A 23,217-nucleotide genomic window follows, 5' to 3' on the forward strand; every position below is an offset into this window, starting at 1 on the left:
TGGCCGGTTAATGAAAAAATACATCAAAATGTACTTTTAGCTAATCTTAGCATAGCAAATTATACCGTAAAATTATATTATCCTGTACTTGAAAAGACTGCCATACCTCGTTTGTAAAGTGGTTAATATATGTAGGGAAAATGAAAAAATATTTTCCTGAGGTTCGAAAACACCTATACATTTAAGCGGATTTTACACGACAATTTGTCATCCATCATTTCAATTCAGGAGAAAATGATTAGTGTGATTATTATTAGTCTTTCTCCTTATTTTTATGTTTTCAACTCTTCGTGGAAAAGAGCATCCTCCCGGCAGCATATGAGTGAGGCTATCTTATTTTTGTCTCATAGATGGAAATGATGAATCCGTATATGATTTTACCCCAATCAAAAGACAAGCTCATGAGTAGTATGATTAATAACAGCACTGGTCCTGAGGATTCATGGCTTTCTTCTTACCAGCCCAGTGCCGAATTACCAATAGGCGGGTTCATTTGTAGGAAGGAATTCTTCGAAAGTTAAGGAAAATGGGATGTATATTATTGGGATGAATAGTAAAATAGTTAAAAAGCCAATCAGTTATTTCTTGATCCTCATTAGCTCAGCTCCCTTTGGATAAAGAGGGAACATGAGCGGGAGGGGCAGAAATGTGAAGGGAGAGGGGGATGCACATGTATGAGAGAGGTGCTCATTTATTCATAGACTTTGAGTTTACGATGCCTGAAGGAAAGAATAATCCCTTTGGCTTCTATCCGGAAATTATCGAAGTCGGCTGGATCCTCGTTAAGGAGGATGAAATCATTGATCAATACACGTCCTATGTGAAGCCAGAAGCATTTCCGAGGTTAACTTCAAGATGTAAGAAATTCCTTAATATTACGGATGAACATGTAAGCCGGGGAATCTCATTTGAGGAGCTGGTTGTCTTATTGAAGAAAGTGAACAGCGAGAAGCCTGCCATTGTCACATGGGGAAATAATGATATGAAGGTGCTCTCGCAAAATTGCCGAAACCGCGGTTTTAAGATGCCGTTAACGGGTAAGCAGATTGACCTATCCAATGAGTACAAACGCTTCTTTGGCGACAAAAATCAGACAGGCTTATGGAAGGCTGTGCAGCAATATGGAAATTCGGGAAATGGCAAGCAGCACCGCGCCTTGGATGATGCCATTAATACTTATCATATTTTCCGGCTTGTTGAACAAGATAAGCGTTATCTGGATAACCATGAATCAACGACAATTGGGGATATCATTGATTTTTCCACACTGCTTAATGAACTGAAATAAAAACCAAATCTCCTTTTATGAAGATTTGGTTTTTTGTTTTATAGATTGTATTCTGATTCAAGCCTTTCAAGGCATTCGAGACTGCGTGCTGCCCAATCAGAAGGATCTTCACGCAAATCCCTCCTTAAGACGGAAAGGGCTTCAGCTAAGGAGTCCTTATAGGGCGGAAGCTCACCTTCAAATGGCTTTACCATATTTGCCGGCACATTTGTCTGCTCCAGATGAGCGAGTGCCTTTCTTTCATGAAAGAAATCCACATCCGCCTGCTTAGGATTATGAAGGTCACCCTGCATTGGGTGCTTTAGAACAGCGAGTGTCTTGACGACGATATAGCCATTAGGGCGTATTTGGGTAATCTCCCCGGCATATTTCCCTGTCTTATAAAAGGCTGTTACATAATCCCCGATTTGTAATTCACTCATATCCATCCCTCCAAAATTATGTACTCTCCTCATCATACCTTTTTACCTGGTTCACATACATGAAAAAGTCTCAACGTCAGAGGTGCTTTTTCATAGAAAATCGTGTAAAGTGAGAACTTGGAGGCAGGTAAAGATGAAAATACGACTAATAATGCTTGCAATGATCCTCCTTGGTGGAGCTGCTTGGTATTATTTCAGCAAAAATGTGGAAAACCAACAGCATGCGGAAAGCATGATGGAGCTTGACCAGACTATTTTAGAGAAAGAAGGCGACGATACAATGACAGTATTACCTCAATTCACAGACGTACAAGGCAATGAAAGACTCGTGGAAATGGTAACGAATAAAGGGAATATCAAAATTAAATTATTCCCGGAACAAGCGCCAAAAGCGGTAGAAAACTTCCTGACACATGCGGAGAACGGCTATTATGACGGCCTCATTTTCCACCGTGTTATCAATGATTTCATGATCCAAGGCGGAGACCCGAATGGAACAGGAACTGGTGGAGAAAGTATCTGGGGACAGCCGTTCGAAGATGAGTTCACAATGGATCTCTTCAACTTCCGCGGTGCATTGTCCATGGCTAATGCTGGTCCTGGCACAAACGGAAGCCAATTCTTCATCGTTCAAAAGAATGAAGTGGAATCCAACTTGCGCGGTCAAATGGAACAAGCAGGCTATCCTGCTGAAGCAGTCGAAAAATATATGGAAGTCGGCGGAACACCTTGGCTTGACCACAGACACACTGTATTCGGTCAAGTTGTCGAAGGCATGAATGTTGTCGATGACATTGCCGGAACAAAGGTTGGCCCGAACGACAAGCCGGTATATGATGTTGTTATTGAGAAAATTAATATCTTAAACTAATAATTGAGCTGGAGCTGAGTGGAGTAAATCCCATTCAGCTCCATTTTTTATTTAGAGCAGCGGGGAGTTCGTTCCAAAATGATCTAGTAGAAAACAACTTAGAGCCCTTATGCTGAGGGGGCGGGTGATTTCACCCAAATCCTTTCAGGCTAATATCCCCTAATAGATTTTTATGGTAAAGTTTAACATATAGACGAAGGGGTGAGATGAATTGAAGGAAGGTTCATTTATGTATATAGAAACTTTCGATAATCAGCAGATTCTCACGATGAATGAGGAAGCGAGAAGAATGTTGGGGGATAAGAAGAAGTCCTTGAAGATTCAAGATTACTTTGATCACTGGAATGTCTGTGAAGAATCAATGATTTCTGCCGCTGTCGATGGAATAGAAATGATTTTCTTGATGGCCAAGAAAACAGATGGAACCCATGCTTACGCTGGAATTGTCTCTGGGGAACTGGATAGCCTCACCATGAAGGTGAGGGAGATGGAACGGCTTAATCGCCATCTTGATGCTGTTATTGAGAATTCGTATGACGGAATTTATATAACAGATAAGAATGGAATTACCTTGAGGACAAATTCAGCGATTGAACGTATTACCAATATCCCGAAGGAATATTACATAAATAAGAGGACGGAAGATTTAGTGAAAAGGGGCATTTTGGAGGATTCAGTCACGAAAAAAGTGCTGGAGAAAAAGCGGACAGTTTCGGTGATGCAGCTGAACTACCTCGGCCGTGAAACCTTGCTGACAGGGAACCCCGTCTTTAATGATGAAGGTGAAATTGAAAGCGTTGTCACAAATATCCGCGATTTATCTGATTTAAATCAATTGCATAAAGCACTGCAGGAAGCCAATGAGTTAAATCAGGATTATCGTAAAGAGATTGAGCGTTTAAGGGATCATTTGGCTCAGCTAGGAGATTGGACAATTATCAAAGCAGATAGAATGATAAAGATCTATGAGATGGCTGCGAGAATTGCGAATGCAGATGCAACTGTCATTCTTTATGGGGAAACAGGAGTCGGAAAGGATGTCCTCGCTAAATATTTATACCAGCGGAGTGAACGAAGCAAATCAGGAAAATATATTAAAATCAATTGTGGTGCCCTTCCTTCAGAATTACTTGAATCCGAGCTGTTTGGCTATGCGGGCGGTGCCTTCACAGGAGCTAACAAAAGCGGGAAGCAGGGCCTGTTTGAGATGGCGGATAAAGGGGTGCTGTTCCTCGATGAGGTAGGGGAAATGTCAATGGCCCTTCAAGTAAAACTGCTCCGTGTCCTTCAAGATAAAGAAATTCAGCGGGTAGGCGGGACGGTAGCGAAGAAGGTAGATGTTCGTATAATCGCTGCGACCAATCGGGATTTACGGAAAATGGTCGACAAGGGGGAATTCCGGGAGGATTTATTCTACAGGCTGAATGTTGTTCCAATTACGATTCCTCCGCTTCAGGAAAGAAGAGAAGAGATTCTGCCGCTTGCAGACCTGAGTCTACGGCAATGCAATGAGAAATACGGTACCTATAAGCAGCTGAATAAAGATTTAAAGGCCTTTTTGTACCAATATTCATGGCCGGGCAATATTCGTGAGCTGGCTAATCTAATTGAACGGATAACACTTCTGCATATGGATGATGTTCTTGGCCTAGAGCATCTGCCTGCTGAATATCAGCCTGCTGCACCGATTGAGCTGCATAAGGAAACAGCTGTTCATTCCTTAAAGGAAGCAGCAGAGCTCGCTGAAAGGAAGGCTTTAAGCCTAGCGGCAGAGAAATACCATTCCACCTATGAAATGGCCGAAGCCTTGCAGACAAGCCAGCCGACAATCGTCAGAAAGCTAAAGAAATATAAAATTGAATTAGGTTAGCATTATCACATCGTACCTGGATAGATGTAGAGAATTCGGCAGTGGAATCTAGCAGATTACCACTGCCGAATTTTTTTGGTGCTGGCATATTGGCATAAATCTTGCATCACAAAAGGTGAGTCCTTTCTACATAAGGAGATAAACGTTTCGGAGGTGCAAGATGGAAAACATAACTGGGCGGGCCTGGCAGCAATGGTACGTAAAGGACGCATTTCAGGATATTCCGAATCTGGGTTTATATGATTTGCTGGAGCGGTCGGCAAAACAATATTCTGAGCAACCGTGCATCATTTTTGAAGGGGAAGTATGGAGCTATGAATCTGTAAAGCGGCAGACAGATCAACTTGCGGGTGGTTTGAAGACGCTTGGATTAAAGAAAGGTGACCGTATTGGGCTTATGCTTGAGAATGATCCCATTTATGTAATCAGCTATTATGCTGCACACCGTTTAGGACTAATTGTCGTCCAGATTAATCCTCGCTACACAACGAGAGAGTTGCTGCAGATTGCCTCAGACAGTGGCTGTCGGGCAATCATTTATGACGGAACAGCTGAACGAGCAGTGAAAGAAGCACAACTAATCTATCCATTTGAGCAGACCATTTATGCAGGTCCAAAACAAAATCGAGAAAAAACAGTTCAAGAGCTGATGAATAACGACCTGCTGGAGAAAGTTGAGAAGATCAATCCGCTGGAGGATATTGCTGTTATTCAATATACTGGCGGGACGACAGGCAAGATGAAGGGAGCGATGCTCACACACTGCAATGTAGTGGCTAATGTGGTCCAAAGCCGTGCGATGTATGGGGAAATCATGACAGAAGGACGGGAAATCGTCTTGACGGCAACTCCTTTGTATCATGTGTATGCGATGACAAGCGGCATGAATTTAAGCATTTATCTCGGAGCAGCAATCTTGCTGTATAAACGCTTTGACACCAAAGCTATCCTAGAGGGCATTGAACGACACAAGCCAACTTTCTTTCCGGGAGTGCCAAAGATGTATATGGCCCTCACGCAATATTCGGAGATTGACCGCTATGATCTGACTTCCTTGAAAATGTGCACATCCGGTTCAGCACCAATTCCAATCGAGATTCTTAACCAGTTTGAGCGTTTGACGGGTGCTTCTATTGGAGAGGGGTTCGGATTATCGGAAGCTTCCCCTACCACACATCGGAATCCGCCGAACGGCATCCGGAAGGTCGGCAGTGTCGGTATTCCACTTCCAGGTACCGACTGCTTGATTATTGATGAGAATAACCAGCCGCTGTCAGAGAACCAAGTGGGCGAATTGCTTATCCGCGGACCGCAGGTTATGAAGGGATATTGGAATAATGAGCAAGAAACCGCACGCGCATTAAAAGGCGGGTGGCTTTATACAGGGGACTTAGCTATGCAGGACCGCGATGGCTACTTCTATATTGTCGGCCGGAAGAAAGAGATGGTGATTGTGGGGGGGTTCAATATTTACCCCCAGGAGGTGGAGGATGTACTTTATGGACATCCAGATATTAAGGAAGCTGCAGTCGCGGGTATTCCTACGGCTGAGGCAGAGGAAATTGTGAAAGCCTTCATTGTTCCGAAGGAGGGGACGACCATTGATTTAGAGGAAGTGAAAGGCTATTGCTATGCAAGGCTGACACCGTATAAAGTGCCAACCTTATTTGAGATTCGAAGCGAGCTTCCGCGCAATACTGTCGGCAAGCTGTTGAAGAGGACCTTAATCAAGGAAGAATTGGATAAACAAGTTGAAAAGAGCAGGAGGAATGATGGATGAAGTCTTCCCTATTTGATTTAAGCGGATGTACGGCATTAATAACAGGAGGGGGAACAGGACTAGGGCGCATCATGGCAGAGACGTTGGCTGAGTATGGGGCAGAGGTGGCAGTTTGCTCACGAAATATCGCGCATGGACTTGAAACGGCCGAATTAATCACTGCCCGATATGGCAGAAAGGCAAAGGCTTATTCATGCAATGTGGCTGTAGAAGAAGAGGTCATTGAGGTGGTCCAGCGTGTTACGGAGGATTTCGGTCCCATTCATATCTTGATTAACAACAGCGGCACGACATGGGGAGAAAAAGTGGAGGAAATGCCTTATGAAGCCTGGAAAAAGGTCATGGATGTCAATCTTGGCGGGACGTTCCTCATGTCTAAATATGTTGGGAGACAGATGATTCAGAATCGACAGGGTAAAATCATTAATATTGGATCGGTTGCCGGCATTAAAGCAGAAGCGCCTGATGTGCTGAATGCCATTGGATACAGCGCAAGCAAGGCAGGTATCCACCATTTCACGAAGGATCTGGCAAGGAAGTGGGGCGAATACGGTATCAACGTTAACGCTATTGCCCCAGGATTCTTTGAGTCAAAAATGACAAGACATGTCCTGAGTGAAAACCAAGAGAAAATCATTCATAAGAATCCGATGAAACGGCTTGGGGACCCGGATTCCTTGAAGGGAGCGGTCATGCTTCTGGCGAGCCGGGCTAGTGATCATATTACTGGGCAAATCATTGCGGTTGATGGAGGAAGCTCCTTATAAGGGGATGATTCATTCTTGAATGAGTCGTCAAAGATGAATCGATTCAATTGTGATTTTTGCGTATTTATCCGTCTTTTAGGTTGGCATGATACTTGCATTAAATAAGTTTGAACAAAAAACAATTGTAAGCGATTTCAAAAAAATAGAAGGAATGGGTGGGAGAAAGATGTATTTACGGTTAACAGATGAACAAAAAATGGTGCGCAATACAATCAGGAAGTTTGTGGAGAATGAATTGATTCCCCTAGAGAATGAAGTGCTCAAAAATGAACGGGAGGGCAGGCCAAGCCTCTCAGATGAAAAGCTTGAGGAACTCCAACTGAAAGCGAAGGAGTTCGGTTTCTGGGGAATTAACACTCCGGAGGAATACGGAGGGGCAGATTTAGGTCAGATGATGATGGCAATAGTCCTGATGGAAGTATCCAAAACATTCGTCCCCTTTAAATTTGGCGGTTCAGCCGATAATATCCTCTACTACGGCAATGAGGAGCAGAAAGAGAAATATTTAATTCCAACCATCAATGGAGAGAAGAAATCCTGCTTCGCGATGACAGAACCGGATGCCGGGTCGGATACACGCAATATTAAAACAACCGCCGTAAAGGATGGAAATGACTGGGTCATTAATGGAGAGAAAACTTTCATCACCGGTGGAAATGAAGCCGACTTTGTCATGGTCATAGCCATAACGGATAAAGAAGCCCATACCAGAACGGGCAGAGAGGGTGTCACCTGCTTTATCGTGGACCGCGATATGGGCTGGAAATCAGAATATATCCACACGATGGGTGAGTGGGGACCGGCCGGTTTGGTCTTCGATAATGTGCGTGTTCCAGAGGAAAATATATTAGGCGAGCTTCATGGAGGTTATAAGCTGGGGCTTGAGTGGATTGGCTTTGCGCGCTGGGTCGTCGGGGCAAGAGCGGTCGGAACAGCAGAGCGTCTCCTTCAAATGGCGATTGATTATTCTAAGGAGCGTTTTACATTCGGGAAACCGATCGCTGACCGTCAGGCGATTCAATGGCAAATCGCTGATTCAGCGGTTGAAATTGAGGCGGCACGCTGGCTGACACTCAATGCAGCCTTTACCCTCGATCAAGGAGAGGATAACCGTCACCTGGCTGCCATGGCCAAACTCTACGGGGCCAATATGGGGAACAAAGTCGTGGACCGTGTCCTCCAGATTCATGGCGGAATGGGCTATACACGTGAGCTGCCGATTGAACGCTGGTACCGTGAGGCGAGATTATGGAGGATTTATGATGGGACAGATGAGATTCAGCGCATGATTATTTCTCGTAATCTATTAAAAGGCCATGTCAAAGTTGGGGATTTCATTTAAGGAGGAATAGGTGATGGCAAAACATTTTCAAAACAGAACAGCCTTCATTACAGGCGGATCACGCGGAATTGGCCGAAAGATAGCTGAGAGGTTTGGAGAAGAAGGGGCTAATATCGCGATTATCGATTTAAATGAGGAAGCCATTGAGGAGACAAAGCAAGCCTTTGAGGAGGCTGGATGCTCTGTCTATGCAAAGGTGGCAAGCGTGACTGACCGTGAGCAGGTTGAGGGCGCGATGGCGGAGGTGGTTGAACAATTCGGGAGCATTGATATTCTGGTCAATAATGCCGGAGTAATCCGTGATAATCTGCTCTTTAAGATGACGGACGAGGATTGGCAAATGGTCATGGATGTCCATTTGAAGGGAACATTCTTCGTGACAAGAGCAGCTCAGAAATATATGGTGCAAAACCAATATGGCCGTATTATCAACATTTCATCCACATCTGCCTTAGGGAATCGAGGACAGGTGAATTACTCAGCCGCCAAGGCAGGGCTGCAAGGATTTACGAAAACCCTTGCCATTGAGCTTGGGAAATATGGCATTACGGCAAATTCTGTTGCCCCAGGCTTTATTGAGACAGATATGACGAAGGCGACAGCTGAACGGATTGGCATTTCCTTTGATGAACTGATTGTAGCGAGCGTCAGCAAAATCCCTGTTGGCCGTTCGGGAAAGCCAGAGGATATTGCCAATGCCGTTGCTTTCTTTGCGGATGAGAAATCCTCCTTTGTGAGCGGACAGGTGCTGTATGTGGCTGGGGGACCTAGGAATTAATGAATATCCCTCTTATGGGAAAGGAGCATGAAGCTATGGGGAAGGAAGCGGTCATTGTGTCTGCTGTCAGAACAGCAATCGGCAGGCAGGGAGGAGCATTAGCATCTGTTCCTCCTCATGTATTTGGTGCAGAAGTGATAAAGGAAGCCGTGAAGAGGGCTGGTATTACACCGGATGTGCTTGAGGATTGCCTAATGGGCAATGTATTAAGCGGCGGTGGAAATATTGCTAGATTAACAGCTTTGCAGACCCATCTAGCCTTGGAGCTACCGGGTTTAACGGTAGACCGGCAGTGCGGGTCTGGGATTAATGCAGTCACATTAGCTGCACAAGCCATTAAAGCAGGGGAGGGGGATGTTTATATTGCCGGTGGGGTAGAGAGCATGAGCCGTGCGCCATATTTACTCGACCGTGCTGATAAACCGTATAGCCCAGCACTTCCAAGGTTCAGAAAATCCAGGCTGTCACCGGAAGAAATAGGGGACCCGCCAATGGGAATCACTGCTGAGAATTTGGCTGAGAAGTATCGCATCAGTCGAGAGGAACAGGATGAATTCGCAGCAAACAGTCAAAGAAAGATGAGATTTGCGATGGAAGAGGGACGGTTTGATGAGCAGATTGTCCCAATCTCCATTCCGGTGAGAAAAGGGAATCCAGTCATTTTTAAAGCAGATGAGCATCCCCGGCCCCAAACGACTATGGAAGCATTGGGCAATCTTTCCCCAGTCTTCAAGGAAGACGGGTCAGTAACAGCAGGAAACAGCTCTGGGTTAAATGATGCCGCCGCAGCACTTGTGATCATGTCCGGCAGCAAGGCATCCGAGCTGAATCTTGAACCATTGGCCATCATCAGAGAACAAGCCATTGCCGGTGTGGATCCTAATTTAATGGGAATTGGACCAGTCCCGGCTGTGAAAAAGGTCTTACAGAAGGCTGGTTTGACGTTGGATGACATGGACTTGGTTGAAATCAATGAAGCCTTTGCCGCTCAGGTTATCGCATGTGAGCGGGAGCTTGAGCTGAATCCGGATAAGGTCAACGTGAATGGCGGAGCAATTGCTCATGGACATCCGCTCGGCGCCACCGGGGCCATCTTACTGACAAAGGCTGTGTATGAATTAAGGAGAATCAAGGCCAAGTATGCGTTAGTCACGGCCTGTATTGGCGGAGGCCAAGGAATTGCTGTCATTATTGAACGGCCATCATGATTCTATAGAAAGATAGGTGAAGCACATGGCCATGGAATTACTAGAGACAATCGTCTATGCGCGCTTCAATGATTCAGATGCATCAGGCTATATAAGCAGTATCAGTTATTTCTCTTATATGGAGGAGGCGCGCACAAAGTTTTTTGACAGCCTTCAAAGATATATCGAGGATGAGAAGGTGAATTTCATCGTAGCGTCAGCCCAATGTCAGTACGAAGGGTACGAGCGCGTCAAAGAATATCTGTCCGTATCCACCATGGTTACTCATGTTGGGAAGAAAAGCTTTCATCTGTCCCATGTTATATCAAATAGCCAATCAGGCATTGTCATAGCAAGAGGGAATGCAGTGATTGTCTGCTTTAATTTTGACGAACAGATAACGGTCTTGATTCCAGGCGGTCTAAGGAATCATCTGGAGAGACTGCAAGATTAGGAGAGAAGAGTGCGAGAGATTCATTCTCTGAAGCCTCTTTCCTCCGTAGATAAGGAGGGATTAAATGGAGACTCTTTTGCAGCAGCTTTTTAATGGATTAACAGTCGGGAGTGTTTACAGTCTTGTGGCACTGGGACTTACCCTTGTATTTGGAATCCTGCATATCCCTAATTTCGCACACGGAGCCCTTTATATGCTAGGGGGATATGTAACGTTGACGATGATGACAAGCTTGGGCCTGCACTATTGGCTAGCCATTCTTCTATCTATGTTAGCGGTAGGTTTGATAGCTGTTTTGATGGAGCGGCTGATTTTCCACCCGCTTAAGGATGCCCCGCCATTGCAAGATAAGATTGCCGCCATTGGAATACTCTTGTTTTTGGAGGCTCTAGCTCAGTTCATATGGGGAGCAGAATATCGGATGATGCCGACTCCTTATGGACAGGTGGTAGAAATAGGTGGTCTGACCATCACGCTCCAACGAATTTTGATTGTTGGGGCAGCCATCGTCATCATGATTGGCCTGCATTTCTTCCTGCGCAAAACAATGACGGGCTCATCAATTATCGCAATGGCCCAAAATCGGGACGGAGCATTTCTGGTTGGAATTAATGCCAATAAGGTGGCAATGCTCACATTCTTAATTTCCGGAGCCCTTGCAGCGATTGCGGCATCCTTAGCGGCACCTATCAATCTCGTCTCTCCAGGCATGGGACATCTCGTTATTCTAAAAGCATTTGTCATTATTATTTTAGGCGGGATGGGCAGCATTCCAGGAGCCATTCTCGGAGGATACATCCTCGGTTTCAGTGAAAGTCTTGGGGCTGCCTATATTTCTAACGATTATAAAGATTTGATTGCCTTCGTCCTGCTTGTGTTGATTTTATCCATTAAGCCCCAAGGATTATTTGTGAAGGAGGGACATAGCTAGTGAAGGGAGCCTATTTAAAGAAATTCCTCCTGCCGGCCATACTGTTGCTTTCCCTGCTCTTTCCTCTCGTTATACAAAATGAATACTATCTGCATATTATGACGCTTGCCTTTATTTGGATTATTGCTGTGTACGGTCTAAATCTAATCGCTGGCTATACTGGATATTTATCGCTTGCGCATGCTGGATTTTTTGCCATAGGCGCATATGCGATCAGCCTCTTGACCGTTAAGGCAGAAATGAACTATTGGCTTGCTTTTCTTCTTTCGGTCTTAATCACCTCAATCATTGGTTTCTTTATCGGCTTGATTGCCTTGCGTACAAAGGAACATTATTTCGCCATCTATACCTTATGTGTCGGCTACATTATTTACCTGGTGATTTACAAATGGGAGGAACTGACAGGAGGTGTACGCGGATTCATTGGTATTCCTTCGCCGCCCCCAATCGGTTCTATCTATTTCGATGAGGCAATTCCCATGTATTATTTAGTCCTGGTTTTTCTGATTCTTGGGATGATTGCCATGTACAGAATTGTCCATTCCTTGTCAGGACGGACCTATAAGGCCATCAGGAACAGTGAAGAATTAGCTGCTTCTATTGGTATTTCAACGATGAGGAATAAGCTTGCTGCTTTCGTTTTATCCACAGCTTATGCCGGGGTGGCTGGCGCTTTATACGCTTCGTTGATTCGGTTTATCGGACCAGACATTGGCTATACAAATATTATTTTTGATATGTTGATCTACCTGCTCGTCGGTGGCATTGGTACGCTATCAGGTCCAGTTATCGGGACGATTCTTGTTGTTTGGGTATCTCAGAATCTGCAGTTTCTGCAGGATTACCGGATGCTGATCTTTGGGCCTCTCCTGACCTTCTTGATTATTTTTTATCCGAAAGGAATTGCGGGCTCCTTCATTCAGTGGAGACAGAAGCAGAAAGAGAAAGCCCTCCAGAAGGAACATGCACGGGTTCAAGGACAGGAAGCGGAAAACAAAGTATAGGAGGGATGAGGAGATGTTCTTGGAAATCGAAGGATTAACGAAGCGGTTTGGCGGCTTGACTGCTGTGAATCAGGTAGACTTCTCTGTCGAAGAGAATAAGATTAATGCCATTATCGGGCCAAACGGCGCGGGAAAATCAACGTTTTTCAACTTAATCAGCGGTTTTCATCCGCCGTCTGAAGGACAGATTCTGTATAAGGGGGAAGACATTACAGGTATGCCGTCTCATAGGATTGCGAATTTAGGCTTCGCTAGAACCTTCCAAACGACACATTTATTTGAACAATCGACGGTTTTTGACAATGTCATGGTCGGCCATCGTCTTCGGACGAAATCTACACTTGTAGATGCCATATTTCGAACACGCCGGTTGAAGCGGGAGGAGGAGAAGTGCAAGGAGAAGGCATTAGAGGTATTGGAATTCACGGGGCTTTCCCATTTAGCGGACCGAATTACAGCTAATATCTCTCAAGAAGAGAAAAAACGAACAGCCTTCGCGCTTTCCTTGGCTACTGACCCAGACATTCTCTTTCTTGATGAGCCGGCTGCGGGAATTAATCCAGATGAGACAGAGGGCTTGACCGATTTGATTAAACGGATCTCTTCAACTGGCATTACGGTATGCTTGATTGAACATAAAATGCAAATGATTATGAAGCTTGCGGATAAGATTATGGTACTGAATCATGGAGAGAAAATTGCGGAAGGAACACCTGAGCAAATTCAAAATAATGAGGAAGTGATCAGGGCGTATCTAGGAGGCGAGGCTATTGCTTAAACTAAATCAGGTACATGTGAAGTATGGTCATTATACAGCTGTCAAGGATGCAACAATTGAGGTTGGAAGCGGTGAAATCATCGTGTTGCTTGGAGCAAATGGCGCCGGGAAAAGCACCCTGTTTAGAGCAATCAGCGGTCTTCAAAAGGTTGCCTCGGGCTCTATCAACTTCGTTGATGAGCCTATCCATTCATTAAGTGCAGACCGAATTGTCAGAAAGGGAATTGTCCAATGCGCAGAAGGGCGCAAGCTGTTTCCGCAAATGACTGTACACGAGAACCTCATTCTTGGCGCCTTTGTCCATAAACGAAAGAAAGAGCAAATCAAAGAAACTTTAGCACATGTATTTGAATTATTCCCCATCCTTAAGGAAAAAGAGGGGCATTCTGCAGGCAGTCTGAGCGGCGGTCAACAGCAAATGCTCGCCATTGGCCGGGCACTTATGGCGAAACCGAAACTAATGATGCTTGATGAGCCATCTGTCGGCTTGGCTCCCCTCATTGTGGAGCAGATGTTTGATATTATCCAAACGATTAACAAGGAAGGAACAACCATTCTCCTTGCTGAACAAAATGCAAATGCCGCTTTGAAGATTGCCGATAAAGGCTATGTATTTGAGAGCGGATCGATTGTATTATCCGGCACTTCAGAAGAGCTGTTCACCAATGAGAAGGTTAAGAAAGCCTATATAGGTGCTTGAGTGAATCCTAAATTGAGAGGGGTAAGTGTATGAGAAAAGTCGGGTTGGTTGCTTTAATGGGAGCGATGCTATTCGGATTAATCGGCTGTTCATCTAATAATACGGCTGGAGGGAGTAAAGGGGATACGGTGACAATCGGATTCACGGGTCCATTGAGCGGTGCGGCAGCCTATTACGGGGAACGTACTCTGCAGGGGCTTGAGATGGCAGCAGAGGAAATCAATGATGCCGGCGGCTTTGAGGTGGATGGAAAAACCTATAAACTCGAAATTAAGGCACTAGATGATAAGTATTTACCAAATGAGGCAGCAGCCAATGCAAAGAGGCTTGTGCAGGAGGATAAAGCACCGATTATCTTCACTCCTCACAGCGGCGGAGTTCAGGCACTGCAAGTATTTAATGAACGGGATAAATTCATTATTGGCGCCTATACAAGTGAGCCGGGCGTCGTTGAATCAGGAAACGAGCTGACTGTCCAGGTTGCTCCGCAATACAGTGGTTATATTGAGCCGTTCACAACCTATGCGATGAAGACATCGGGCAAGAAGCTGGCTATGCTTCCGCCAGCGACTGAATATGGGAAGGATTGGGCGAAAAGCCTTCAGCCTGAATGGGAAAAACAAGGCGGTAAGATTGTTTATGAATCGGCTATTGACTTTGCGAAGGATACAGATTTCTTCACTATTATCACAAATGCTCTTAAGAAAAAGCCGGATGTCCTATTTATAGGGGGAGCATCTGAAGCAACCGCTAAAGTGGCTAAACAGGCAAGGGAGCTAGGATTCAAGGGCGGGTTCATTGTTATGGACCAAGCGAAATTTGATCAAATGAAGGCTATTACGGGAAGCTATGATACGTTTAACAACTCTATTGGAGTTACGCCATTAATCTATTCAGACTTCCCGGGGACTGATGGATTTGTGGAAAAATACCATGACAAATATGATGGTGTAGATCCAAGCTCGGAATCTGGTCTTGATTATATCGCCTTACATGCCTTTGTCGGAGCGATGGAGTCGGCGGGAACAGTGGATGATGTAGAAAAAATCAGGAGCTCCATGCAGGAGGGGTTAGAAAGTGTAACAGATGAAGAGAAGGTTTACAATATCCCAAGCATTACGAAAGAAGGCTCTTTTGAAATCGATCGGAGGCTGACTATTATAGAAGACGGCGAAGTCAAAGAGTATGAAGAAAACTAGTAATATAGGTTTAAATAGTCATCAGTTGAGCATAAAAAGGAGCCTGCCCCTTCAGGCTCCTTTTCTTTAGGAAAATGGTTATAATGATAGGAATAAATGTTATAATGTGGTGTACTATACAAATGTTTCCTTGGATAAGGAGGTATTCACTAATATGCCGCAATCCGTCTTATTTATTATGGGCTTGTTTTTGTATTTTCCTGAAGATAAGCGTGAATATATTCCGGCCGGCTTAACGATGGCAATCTTTCTTATATTTGCTATTTTGGCAATGAGGTTCATCATTTTGTATAACCGTAAGGAAGTGCAGAAGGCGAAGGAATTGGAAGAACAATTGAGAAAGAAAAAGATTATAGATTAAGAATGTGAGCTGCACAGAGTTGTGCAGTTTTTTTGATAGAAGGAGGCTGGCCTAGTTTCGGGTCAGCCTTTTTGATGTGGAAAAAGGAAGGAGCCTGTGAATTCGCCCTTAGGACCATTTCTTCTCCCATACATTCGGTAAAGCGCTCATACTCATAAAGGTTCGCCCATATAGCTTACTTTTCGCCCTTAACTTCATGCGTTCGCCCTTAAACGGAAGAATAGCGCCCATAAACCTATTGTTTTCGCCCTTAAACAGATAGAATTCGCCCATAAATCATGAAATTCAAATAAATCTCTTCAAAAGGAAGGCCTATCCATGGCCTCATCATGAAAAAATGACAAGCTGAAGAGATTCTTTAAAGAAATCCTATTTTTTGCGTTAAGTTTGCTTAATACAATATTGATTACGCCATTTTTATTTGCGGGGCAGCTCCAAGAGAATCCTCTTTCAACGGAGATATCATCATGAAAAAAGCAGGCGAGAAAAGCTGCATTGCCCTTTTCCTGCCTGCTATACGATTAAATACTATCATTATACTAAATCACTAAATGCTGTGTATAACCTGTTCAGTCCCTCTTTAACCGTTTCCGGGCTGCTGCCGATGTTCATGCGGACGAAGCCGCTGCCGGCTTTGCCGAATTTGGTTCCAGGTTCGAGGGCAAGCCTTCCTTTTTGAATCAGGCGCTTGGTGATCTCGGCATCTGTGAGTCCTAGTCCGTTCAGGTCAATCCAAATCAGGAAGGATGCTTCTGGTTTGATGACGTTTACGTTCGGGAGTTTGTCATTTATGAAGGTTGTGACAAGCTCAACGTTGCCCTCAATCACAGAGGTTGTTTCCTTCAGCCAGTCGGCACCATATGTATAAGCGGCTTCCATGGCAGGATAAGCTAGGACATTGAGACCGTAGAATCCTTGCTTTAAGAATTGCCCGGTAAGCTTCTTCATAATCTCCGGCTTTTCAGTAATGACAAGAGAGGCTTGCAGGCCGGCGATATTGAAGGTCTTGCTTGGTGCCATAAGGGTGATTGTGTTTGGATTGATGGTGGCGATTGGTGTGTGCTCATATCCGGATAAGCTTAAATCAGCATGGATTTCATCTGAGATGATGAGAACATCATAGTCTGCGCATAATTCAGCCATACGGGCAAGTTCCTTTTTGCTCCAAACCATTCCCCCAGGATTATGAGGGCTGCATAGGATAAAGAGCTTGACGCCCTCCTTCAGCTTATTCTCAAAGTCTTCAAAGTCAATCTCAAGGCGATTATCCTGAATGCGGAGTGGATTTTCCACAAGGGTCCGGCTGTTTTCGTTAATGCAGCTGTAGAATGGGGCATAGACTGGTGACTGTATCATGACTTTATCGCCTGGTTCCGTGAATGCAAGGATAGAAGCCGCGATGGAAGGCACAACTCCAGAGCTGAAGAAGATTTGCTCTTTTTGAATGGTCCAATGATGCTTATTTTTCAACCAGTTAATCACAGATTCATACAAAGAATCCTGTGGACGTGCATAGCCAAATATGGGATGATTTACACGTTCTATTAAGGCCTCCTGGACTTGATGAGGTACACCGAGGTCCATATCGGCTACCCACATTGGCAAGAGTCCTTCCCCATTGAACAAGGCATCTGCGTGATCCCATTTCAATGAACCGGTTCCTTTTCGTTCAATGAATTGTATATTTGAATTGACCATATTATTCCCTCCATCCATCTAATATCTGTCTATTTTAGCACACTGAAATAAAGACTTTAAGAAATGTTACCTGAAATTAGCAAGGTACAGATGAAGTATATTTCTTGAATTACATACCTAATTAGTGATAAGAATGATATAATATAAAAAGTTTAGACTAAATTTTCAGTCAATTTATAAATGGAGGTTAGGTCTATGCACCTTACTGATAAAGAAATCGAAATCATGCAGATTGTGGAGGAAAATGCCAGAATTTCTGTAGAAGATATTTCGAAGATGACGAGTCTCCCTGTTTCTGATGTGGAAACGACACTGAAGAAATTAGAGGATTCAAATATAATTGTTCGTTATGCAGCATTAGTGGATTGGTCAAAGGTGGAGGAGCATGAGGGCGTGACAGCCATGATTGATGTGAAGGTTACTCCGAAAAGAGGGGTAGGCTTTGACGAGACAGCCAAGCGGATCTACCGGTATGAGGAAGTAACCTCTGTCTACTTAATGTCAGGGGCTTATGATTTATCTGTCGTAATAGAAGGAAAATCAATGAATGAGGTTGCTCGCTTTGTTTCAGATAAGCTATCAACGCTTGACTCAGTCATTTCAACAACTACCCATTTCATTTTGAAGAAATACAAGCATGATGGAACGGTCTTTTCACCACAAGAAGAAGATAAAAGGATAGTGGTCTCACCATGATTAAAACCAATTATTTATCAGACACTGCACGCAACATGAAGCCTTCAGGAATTAGAAAGTTTTTTGACTTGGCGGCAGGCGTTGAAGGAGTAGTTTCCCTCGGTGTAGGGGAGCCTGACTTTGTTACTCCTTGGCGCTATCGTGAAGCGGCTATCAATTCCCTTGAAGAGGGCTATACATCCTACACGGCTAATGCAGGACTGATACAATTGCGGGAAGAAATCGCTGCTTATATGAGCAGACGCTTCCATGTCAATTATTCACCAGAAAGTCAGATAATTGTGACGGTGGGCGCGAGCCAGGCAATCGATATTGCTCTTAGAGCCATTTTGAACCCTGGCGAGGAAGTTATTGTGGTTGAGCCTTGCTTTGTCTCCTATGCACCGCTTGTGACAATGGCAGGCGGAAAAGCCGTTTCGGTTGGGACGACGAAGGAATCTGACTTTAGGCTGCTGCCTCAGCAGCTGGAGGAGGCCATCACGCCAAAGACGAAGGCAATCATGATTTGTTCGCCTAACAATCCGACTGGAAGCCAGCTTTCGAAGGATGATCTAGAGGCCTTGGCTAAGATTGTCATCAAGCATGATTTGGTTGTCCTCTCTGATGAGATTTATGCTGAGCTTGTTTATGATGAGGCTTATACAAGCTTTGCTTCAATTGAGGGAATGATGGACCGTACGATCCTTATCTCGGGATTCTCAAAAGGATTTGCGATGACAGGCTGGCGTCTTGGATTTGTCTGTGCGAATGAGGAAATTACCGCAGCGATGCTGAAGATTCATCAATATGCCATTATGTGTGCTCCGACTTCGGCTCAGCATGCAGCTCTTGAGGCGCTCCGCTATGGATTTGACTATGTGGAAGAAATGCGGAGAAGTTATTTGCACAGAAGGAATTATCTTGTGGAATCATTTAACGAGTTGGGGCTGATCTGCCATAAGCCAGGCGGTGCCTTCTATGCCTTCCCATCCATTGAAAGTACAGGAATGACCTCAGCAGAATTTGCCGAGAAGCTGCTGCTTGAGGAGAAGGTAGCTGTTGTTCCAGGAGATGTATTTGGAATTGGCGGCGAGGGTCATATCCGTTGTTCCTATGCAACGTCTATGGATCAGCTGCGTGAGGCTGTGACACGTATCGACCGCTTTATTCAGAAAAGGGCATAGCATAAATATAGGCCGGGCAGGTAGATATACTGCTCGGCCTTTTCTCATTTACTTGGTTTGTTCGTATTTAACATCAAAGAGCATTTGCATGACGTGCAGGAAATCCTTCTCTTCTATATCCTTCGTTTTTCGTAAAATCAGTTTTGCCTTTTTCTGTCCCATCTCTTGAATAAGAGATTGTAATTCATCATCAATGTCACAAGGCCCTGTTGGTGTTATTTGTTCAATCAATTCAGAAGCAGGGCATTCAAGTGCGGATGATAGATTTAAGATTACTTGCAGGTTGGGAATTAATTCATTTGCTTCAAACTTTTCTAGTTTCTGGGTGCCGATTCGAGAGCGCATAGCTAACTCCTCTTGGCTGAGACCCTTTTCCAGTCGATGTTTTCGTATGTTTTCACCAATTGACATCAAAATCCCTCCTAATGCTCTTTTCTTTTATTCTATCATTATTGAGCATGGAGGGAAGTTTGAAATGTTACAATATCCCGACGGAATAGAAGAGAACGGCTAAAATGGCAACGGGGCAAAGATAACGGATAGTGAAATACCAGGCGTTAAATAAACCAGCTGTTATCGCCGATCCTTTCTGGAGTTCTTCATACAGGGTTTTCCGGTTCATTGCATATCCGACAAAGAGAGAGATGAATAATGAACCGAGCGGAAGAGCAAGATTTGAAGTGATATAGTCAGCTAAGTCAAAAATCGTCTTTCCGAAAAGGGTGAAATCATTTAAGACCCCGAATGAGAGAGCACTTGGAATTCCGACAAGGAAGGTCACAAATCCAGCAATCCAGGTTGAACGCTTCCGTTTAGATGGATTCTCGCGCGAAATAACAGCTACCGTAATCTCTAAAATAGAGAATGCAGAGGTTAAGGTAGCGAATAAAAGCAGGACCATGAACACGAAAAAGAACAAACCTCCATAAGCCAGTTCATTAAAGACGGCTGGCAGGACAACAAAAACGAGCCCGGGACCGGAAGTCGGGTCAAAGCCAAGCGCGAATACAGCAGGAAAAATCACGAGCCCGGCCAAGATTGAAATCATGATATTCAGTCCTACGACAGATAAGGCAGACTTGCTCAAGTCCTCCGAGTCATTTAAGTAGGAAGCATAGGTGACCATGACTGAAATGCCGACGCTTAGAGCAAAGAAAGCCTGTCCGAGTGCCTCAAGCAAGGATTCAGCAGATAGCTTCCCGAAATCTGGCTGGAGGAGGAATTTAACTCCCTCCATTGCTCCATCCAATGTAAGGGAGCGGATGGCAAGAATCAGAAATAGAAGAAACAAGGCGGGCATCATAATCTTGCTCGCACGTTCAATTCCTTTATGAATCCCACCTTGGACGACAAGGATCGTCATAATCATGAAGATGATTTGAGCGGTCAAGGATTCCACTGGATTTTCAATAATTTGGGCAAAAAGCTGCTCATACTGCCCATTTGCTGTTACCATGCCAAATAGAGCTCTTCCCAAATAGGATAGAATCCACCCTCCGACAACACTATAAAAGGATAAAAGCAATAAAGAGGCAGCAACACCTCCTATGCCAAGAAGCTGCCACGTTCGATTCGATGTTATCGACTTATAGGCACGAATAGCGTCCGTTTTGGCGTGTCGGCCGATGACAAACTCAGAAATCAGGATAGGGGCTCCAATCAAGAGAGTGAAAGCAATGAAGAGGATTAAAAAAGCGCCTCCACCATTTTCGCCAGCCATATAGGGGAACTTCCAAATGGCACCGAGCCCGATTGCCGAACCGGCTGCTGCCAATATGAATCCTATCTTGGATGACCATTGTTCATGTTTTTGCATAGAGAAATACACCTCAGGTAAGTAGGATTAGACGTTAATCGTTTAATACTAGCATGAAGTGACAAGGTTTGCGAAAGAAAGTTATTGGCCTGGGAGGTTTATAAAAAGAAAATTCGGGAATTGACATTATGGCTAGGGTGATTTTTGATAATGGGTAAATTTTATGATATAATTTTATATTGCGTATTATAACGAGATTTAAATACATTATTGGGAGTGTTTTTATGACTGCAAAATATGAAGCAGGACAAGTTTTGACAGGTAAAGTAACGGGCATTCAACCATACGGCGCATTCGTAGCGTTGGATGAATCCACACAAGGCCTTGTTCATATATCTGAAATTACACATGGCTTTGTTAAGGATATCAATGACATCCTTAAAGTCGGCGATGAAGTGAACGTGAAGGTATTATCCGTAGACGAAGAAGCAGGCAAAATTGCCTTGTCTATTCGTGCAACTGAAGAAGCGCCGGCAGAAAAAGCTGAAGCACGCAAGCCAAGAAAGAAAGCAGTACAGCAAGTTAAGACTGCTCCAGCAGAAACTCCACAAGGCTTCAATACATTGAAGGATAAACTTGAAGAGTGGATTGAACAATCCAAGCGTGAAGATCTTATCAAGAAGTAATGACTAAAGCAGTTCAGGGGAACGTACCCTGGCTGCTTTTTTTTTGCAGCCCCTCTGAAATAAGTAGATGCTTTTGAAAAAAACAATAGGAATACCCTTCCTATTAGTAGATAATATAAGTGTAGGTTGAATATTCTTTTTATTAAGAATTGGCAGTATTATTATACGTGAAAGATTGAACATGTAGGTGTATGATGAAGTAGATGACTGTTATGATTGGAGGTATTCTGTAATGAAAACATCTGTATCAAGCAAGATGATTGAACAAACAGAAAAGTTTGGTGCCCGTAATTACAATCCATTGCCAATCGTCATTTCAGAAGCGGAGGGCGTTTGGGTGAAAGATCCTGAGGGAAACCGATTTATGGATATGCTGAGTGCTTATTCGGCTGTCAATCAAGGCCATAGACACCCAAGGATTATTCAAGCGCTTAAAGACCAAGCGGACCGTGTCACCTTGACATCACGTGCATTTCATAATGATCAGCTTGGACCATGGTATGAAAAGATCTGTCAAATCACCGGAAAAGAAAAGGCTCTGCCAATGAACACAGGAGCAGAGGCCGTGGAAACAGCCTTCAAGGCAGCTAGGAGATGGGCATACGATGTGAAGGGTGTGGAGGATGGAAAGGCAGAAGTAATCGCTTGTATCGGCAACTTCCATGGAAGAACGATGCTTGCTGTATCCTTGTCCTCTGAGGAAGAATATAAACGCGGGTTTGGACCCATGCTCCCGGGAATCAAGCTTATTCCATTTGGGGATGTACAAGCGCTGAAAGAAGCGATAACACCTAATACGGCTGCTTTCTTGTTTGAGCCTATTCAAGGGGAGGCAGGTATCAATATTCCGCCTGTTGGTTTTTTGAAGGAAGCTTATGAGCTATGTAAAAAGGAAAATGTCTTATTTATCGCCGATGAGATTCAAGTTGGTTTAGGCCGGACTGGCAGGATGTTTGCCTGTGACTGGGAAGATGTCGTTCCCGATATTTACATCTTAGGGAAAGCTCTTGGAGGAGGTGTGTTCCCAATCTCCTGTATCGTAGCTGACCATGATATTCTGGATGTTTTTAATCCAGGGTCCCACGGATCAACCTTTGGCGGGAACCCGCTTGCTTGTGCTGTATCAACCGCAGCACTCGATGTTATTTTAGATGAAAAGCTTGCTGAGCGTTCACTTGAACTTGGTCAATACTTCCGAGAAGAGCTGGAGAAAATTGATCATCCAATCATTAAGGAAATACGCGGCAGAGGTTTGTTCATCGGGATGGAATTACACGGTGAAGCACGGCCTTATTGTGAAAGATTGAAGGAGGAAGGTCTATTATGCAAGGAAACGCATGATACCGTCATTCGCTTTGCACCGCCGTTAATCATTTCGAAAGAAGATCTGGATTGGGCCATTGACAAGATAAAACACGTCTTTTCTGTTTAAGAAAAGAGAGAAGCCCATTCACCAACAAGGTGAATGGGCTTTAATTTACTGCTA

At 44.3% G+C, this 23,217-nt stretch carries 23 protein-coding genes; 19 read left to right on the top strand and 4 right to left on the bottom strand.

What is annotated here, in order from left to right; genetic code table 11:
- Window positions 1–670 precede the first annotated feature (670 nt).
- Window positions 671–1,288: a 3'-5' exonuclease KapD gene (gene kapD / locus AC622_RS02760; protein WP_049669682.1), complete on the top strand. Its 618-nt coding sequence runs from the start codon at window positions 671–673 to the stop codon at window positions 1,286–1,288.
- A 38-nt stretch (window positions 1,289–1,326) separates the two neighbouring features.
- On the opposite strand, the gene AC622_RS02765 is transcribed toward kapD, so the two are convergent.
- Window positions 1,327–1,710, bottom strand: coding sequence for a kinase-associated lipoprotein B (locus AC622_RS02765; RefSeq protein WP_049669683.1), 384 nt, complete (start codon window positions 1,708–1,710; stop codon window positions 1,327–1,329).
- A 280-nt stretch (window positions 1,711–1,990) separates the two neighbouring features.
- On the opposite strand from AC622_RS02765, the gene AC622_RS02770 reads away from it, so the two are divergent.
- From AC622_RS02770 to AC622_RS02835, 14 genes are all read left to right on the top strand, one after another.
- Window positions 1,991–2,581, top strand: coding sequence for a peptidylprolyl isomerase (locus AC622_RS02770; protein WP_049672754.1), 591 nt, complete (start codon window positions 1,991–1,993; stop codon window positions 2,579–2,581).
- A 229-nt stretch (window positions 2,582–2,810) separates the two neighbouring features.
- Window positions 2,811–4,451, top strand: a complete 1,641-nt coding sequence (locus AC622_RS02775) for a sigma-54 interaction domain-containing protein (RefSeq protein ID WP_049669684.1) — start codon at window positions 2,811–2,813, stop codon at window positions 4,449–4,451.
- A gap of 160 nt (window positions 4,452–4,611) precedes the next feature.
- Window positions 4,612–6,231, top strand: coding sequence for a long-chain-fatty-acid--CoA ligase (locus tag AC622_RS02780; RefSeq protein WP_049669685.1), 1,620 nt, complete (start codon window positions 4,612–4,614; stop codon window positions 6,229–6,231).
- Window positions 6,228–6,998, top strand: coding sequence for an SDR family oxidoreductase (locus AC622_RS02785; RefSeq protein WP_049669686.1), 771 nt, complete (start codon window positions 6,228–6,230; stop codon window positions 6,996–6,998). Before AC622_RS02780 ends, AC622_RS02785 begins: the two co-directional genes overlap by 4 nt.
- Window positions 6,999–7,164: 166 nt before the next feature.
- Complete coding sequence (locus AC622_RS02790; RefSeq protein ID WP_049669687.1) at window positions 7,165–8,340, top strand: acyl-CoA dehydrogenase family protein; 1,176 nt, start codon at window positions 7,165–7,167, stop codon at window positions 8,338–8,340.
- 13 nt (window positions 8,341–8,353) lie between these two features.
- Complete coding sequence (fabG, locus tag AC622_RS02795; RefSeq protein ID WP_049669688.1) at window positions 8,354–9,118, top strand: 3-oxoacyl-ACP reductase FabG; 765 nt, start codon at window positions 8,354–8,356, stop codon at window positions 9,116–9,118.
- Between the two features lie 35 nt (window positions 9,119–9,153).
- Window positions 9,154–10,326 (top strand): thiolase family protein, encoded by a 1,173-nt coding sequence (locus AC622_RS02800; protein ID WP_049672755.1) that lies wholly within the window; start codon window positions 9,154–9,156, stop codon window positions 10,324–10,326.
- Between the two features lie 31 nt (window positions 10,327–10,357).
- Window positions 10,358–10,759, top strand: coding sequence for an acyl-CoA thioesterase (locus AC622_RS02805; protein ID WP_197089897.1), 402 nt, complete (start codon window positions 10,358–10,360; stop codon window positions 10,757–10,759).
- 64 nt (window positions 10,760–10,823) lie between these two features.
- Entirely contained in the window at window positions 10,824–11,690 is an 867-nt protein-coding gene (locus AC622_RS02810) for a branched-chain amino acid ABC transporter permease (protein ID WP_049669690.1), read from the top strand.
- The gene (locus AC622_RS02815) at window positions 11,690–12,694 is read left to right on the top strand and encodes a branched-chain amino acid ABC transporter permease (RefSeq protein WP_049669691.1); all 1,005 of its coding nucleotides are present in this window, start codon (window positions 11,690–11,692) and stop codon (window positions 12,692–12,694) included. Before AC622_RS02810 ends, AC622_RS02815 begins: the two co-directional genes overlap by 1 nt.
- 13 nt (window positions 12,695–12,707) lie before the next feature.
- Window positions 12,708–13,472 (top strand): ABC transporter ATP-binding protein, encoded by a 765-nt coding sequence (locus AC622_RS02820; RefSeq protein WP_049669692.1) that lies wholly within the window; start codon window positions 12,708–12,710, stop codon window positions 13,470–13,472.
- On the top strand, window positions 13,465–14,172 hold the full coding sequence (locus AC622_RS02825; protein ID WP_049669693.1) for an ABC transporter ATP-binding protein: 708 nt from the start codon (window positions 13,465–13,467) through the stop codon (window positions 14,170–14,172). The genes AC622_RS02820 and AC622_RS02825 overlap by 8 nt, the downstream gene beginning before the upstream one ends.
- Window positions 14,173–14,201: 29 nt before the next feature.
- The gene (locus AC622_RS02830) at window positions 14,202–15,371 is read left to right on the top strand and encodes an ABC transporter substrate-binding protein (RefSeq protein WP_049669694.1); all 1,170 of its coding nucleotides are present in this window, start codon (window positions 14,202–14,204) and stop codon (window positions 15,369–15,371) included.
- A 154-nt stretch (window positions 15,372–15,525) separates the two neighbouring features.
- Entirely contained in the window at window positions 15,526–15,732 is a 207-nt protein-coding gene (locus tag AC622_RS02835; protein WP_049669695.1) for a hypothetical protein, read from the top strand.
- Between the two features lie 534 nt (window positions 15,733–16,266).
- Here AC622_RS02835 and AC622_RS02840 read toward each other — a convergent pair.
- On the bottom strand, window positions 16,267–17,430 hold the full coding sequence (locus tag AC622_RS02840; protein WP_049669696.1) for a MalY/PatB family protein: 1,164 nt from the start codon (window positions 17,428–17,430) through the stop codon (window positions 16,267–16,269).
- A gap of 195 nt (window positions 17,431–17,625) precedes the next feature.
- On the opposite strand from AC622_RS02840, the gene AC622_RS02845 reads away from it, so the two are divergent.
- On the top strand, window positions 17,626–18,126 hold the full coding sequence (locus AC622_RS02845; RefSeq protein ID WP_049669697.1) for an Lrp/AsnC family transcriptional regulator: 501 nt from the start codon (window positions 17,626–17,628) through the stop codon (window positions 18,124–18,126).
- A complete protein-coding gene (locus AC622_RS02850) occupies window positions 18,123–19,289 on the top strand; it encodes an aminotransferase (protein WP_049669698.1) in 1,167 nt (388 codons plus the stop codon). The genes AC622_RS02845 and AC622_RS02850 overlap by 4 nt, the downstream gene beginning before the upstream one ends.
- Window positions 19,290–19,337: 48 nt before the next feature.
- Here AC622_RS02850 and AC622_RS02855 read toward each other — a convergent pair whose 3' ends face one another.
- Complete coding sequence (locus tag AC622_RS02855) at window positions 19,338–19,700, bottom strand: helix-turn-helix domain-containing protein (RefSeq protein WP_049669699.1); 363 nt, start codon at window positions 19,698–19,700, stop codon at window positions 19,338–19,340.
- A 67-nt stretch (window positions 19,701–19,767) separates the two neighbouring features.
- On the bottom strand, window positions 19,768–21,105 hold the full coding sequence (locus tag AC622_RS02860) for a sodium-dependent transporter (protein ID WP_049669700.1): 1,338 nt from the start codon (window positions 21,103–21,105) through the stop codon (window positions 19,768–19,770).
- A 224-nt stretch (window positions 21,106–21,329) separates the two neighbouring features.
- Between AC622_RS02860 and yugI the strand changes: the two genes are divergently transcribed.
- Both yugI and AC622_RS02870 read left to right on the top strand, forming a co-directional pair.
- Window positions 21,330–21,731, top strand: a complete 402-nt coding sequence (gene yugI / locus AC622_RS02865) for a S1 domain-containing post-transcriptional regulator GSP13 (RefSeq protein WP_049669701.1) — start codon at window positions 21,330–21,332, stop codon at window positions 21,729–21,731.
- Window positions 21,732–21,963: 232 nt separating this feature from the next.
- Window positions 21,964–23,163 carry an ornithine--oxo-acid transaminase gene (locus AC622_RS02870; RefSeq protein WP_049669702.1) on the top strand — a complete coding sequence of 400 codons (1,200 nt, stop codon included), beginning with the start codon at window positions 21,964–21,966 and terminating at the stop codon, window positions 23,161–23,163.
- Window positions 23,164–23,217 lie beyond the last annotated feature (54 nt).

It is taken from the genome of Bacillus sp. FJAT-27916 (assembly GCF_001183965.1).
GTDB lineage: Bacteria > Bacillota > Bacilli > Bacillales > Pradoshiaceae > Pradoshia.

Excerpts from the sequence above, each read along its gene's own strand:
- AC622_RS02835 (WP_049669695.1), top strand. The coding sequence starts at position 15,526 with ATGCCGCAATCCGTCTTATTTATTATGGGCTTGTTTTTGTATTTTCCT.
- AC622_RS02770 (WP_049672754.1), top strand. The coding sequence starts at position 1,991 with ATGACAGTATTACCTCAATTCACAGACGTACAAGGCAATGAAAGACTC.
- fabG (WP_049669688.1), top strand. The coding sequence starts at position 8,354 with ATGGCAAAACATTTTCAAAACAGAACAGCCTTCATTACAGGCGGATCA.
- AC622_RS02830 (WP_049669694.1), top strand. The coding sequence starts at position 14,202 with ATGAGAAAAGTCGGGTTGGTTGCTTTAATGGGAGCGATGCTATTCGGA.
- AC622_RS02805 (WP_197089897.1), top strand. The coding sequence starts at position 10,358 with ATGGAATTACTAGAGACAATCGTCTATGCGCGCTTCAATGATTCAGAT.
- AC622_RS02820 (WP_049669692.1), top strand. The coding sequence starts at position 12,708 with ATGTTCTTGGAAATCGAAGGATTAACGAAGCGGTTTGGCGGCTTGACT.
- kapD (WP_049669682.1), top strand. The coding sequence starts at position 671 with ATGTATGAGAGAGGTGCTCATTTATTCATAGACTTTGAGTTTACGATG.
- AC622_RS02855 (WP_049669699.1), bottom strand. The coding sequence starts at position 19,700 with ATGTCAATTGGTGAAAACATACGAAAACATCGACTGGAAAAGGGTCTC.
- AC622_RS02845 (WP_049669697.1), top strand. The coding sequence starts at position 17,626 with ATGCACCTTACTGATAAAGAAATCGAAATCATGCAGATTGTGGAGGAA.
- AC622_RS02780 (WP_049669685.1), top strand. The coding sequence starts at position 4,612 with ATGGAAAACATAACTGGGCGGGCCTGGCAGCAATGGTACGTAAAGGAC.
- yugI (WP_049669701.1), top strand. The coding sequence starts at position 21,330 with ATGACTGCAAAATATGAAGCAGGACAAGTTTTGACAGGTAAAGTAACG.
- AC622_RS02870 (WP_049669702.1), top strand. The coding sequence starts at position 21,964 with ATGAAAACATCTGTATCAAGCAAGATGATTGAACAAACAGAAAAGTTT.
- AC622_RS02860 (WP_049669700.1), bottom strand. The coding sequence starts at position 21,105 with ATGCAAAAACATGAACAATGGTCATCCAAGATAGGATTCATATTGGCA.
- AC622_RS02850 (WP_049669698.1), top strand. The coding sequence starts at position 18,123 with ATGATTAAAACCAATTATTTATCAGACACTGCACGCAACATGAAGCCT.
- AC622_RS02765 (WP_049669683.1), bottom strand. The coding sequence starts at position 1,710 with ATGAGTGAATTACAAATCGGGGATTATGTAACAGCCTTTTATAAGACA.
- AC622_RS02840 (WP_049669696.1), bottom strand. The coding sequence starts at position 17,430 with ATGGTCAATTCAAATATACAATTCATTGAACGAAAAGGAACCGGTTCA.
- AC622_RS02785 (WP_049669686.1), top strand. The coding sequence starts at position 6,228 with ATGAAGTCTTCCCTATTTGATTTAAGCGGATGTACGGCATTAATAACA.
- AC622_RS02775 (WP_049669684.1), top strand. The coding sequence starts at position 2,811 with ATGTATATAGAAACTTTCGATAATCAGCAGATTCTCACGATGAATGAG.
- AC622_RS02810 (WP_049669690.1), top strand. The coding sequence starts at position 10,824 with ATGGAGACTCTTTTGCAGCAGCTTTTTAATGGATTAACAGTCGGGAGT.
- AC622_RS02790 (WP_049669687.1), top strand. The coding sequence starts at position 7,165 with ATGTATTTACGGTTAACAGATGAACAAAAAATGGTGCGCAATACAATC.
- AC622_RS02800 (WP_049672755.1), top strand. The coding sequence starts at position 9,154 with ATGGGGAAGGAAGCGGTCATTGTGTCTGCTGTCAGAACAGCAATCGGC.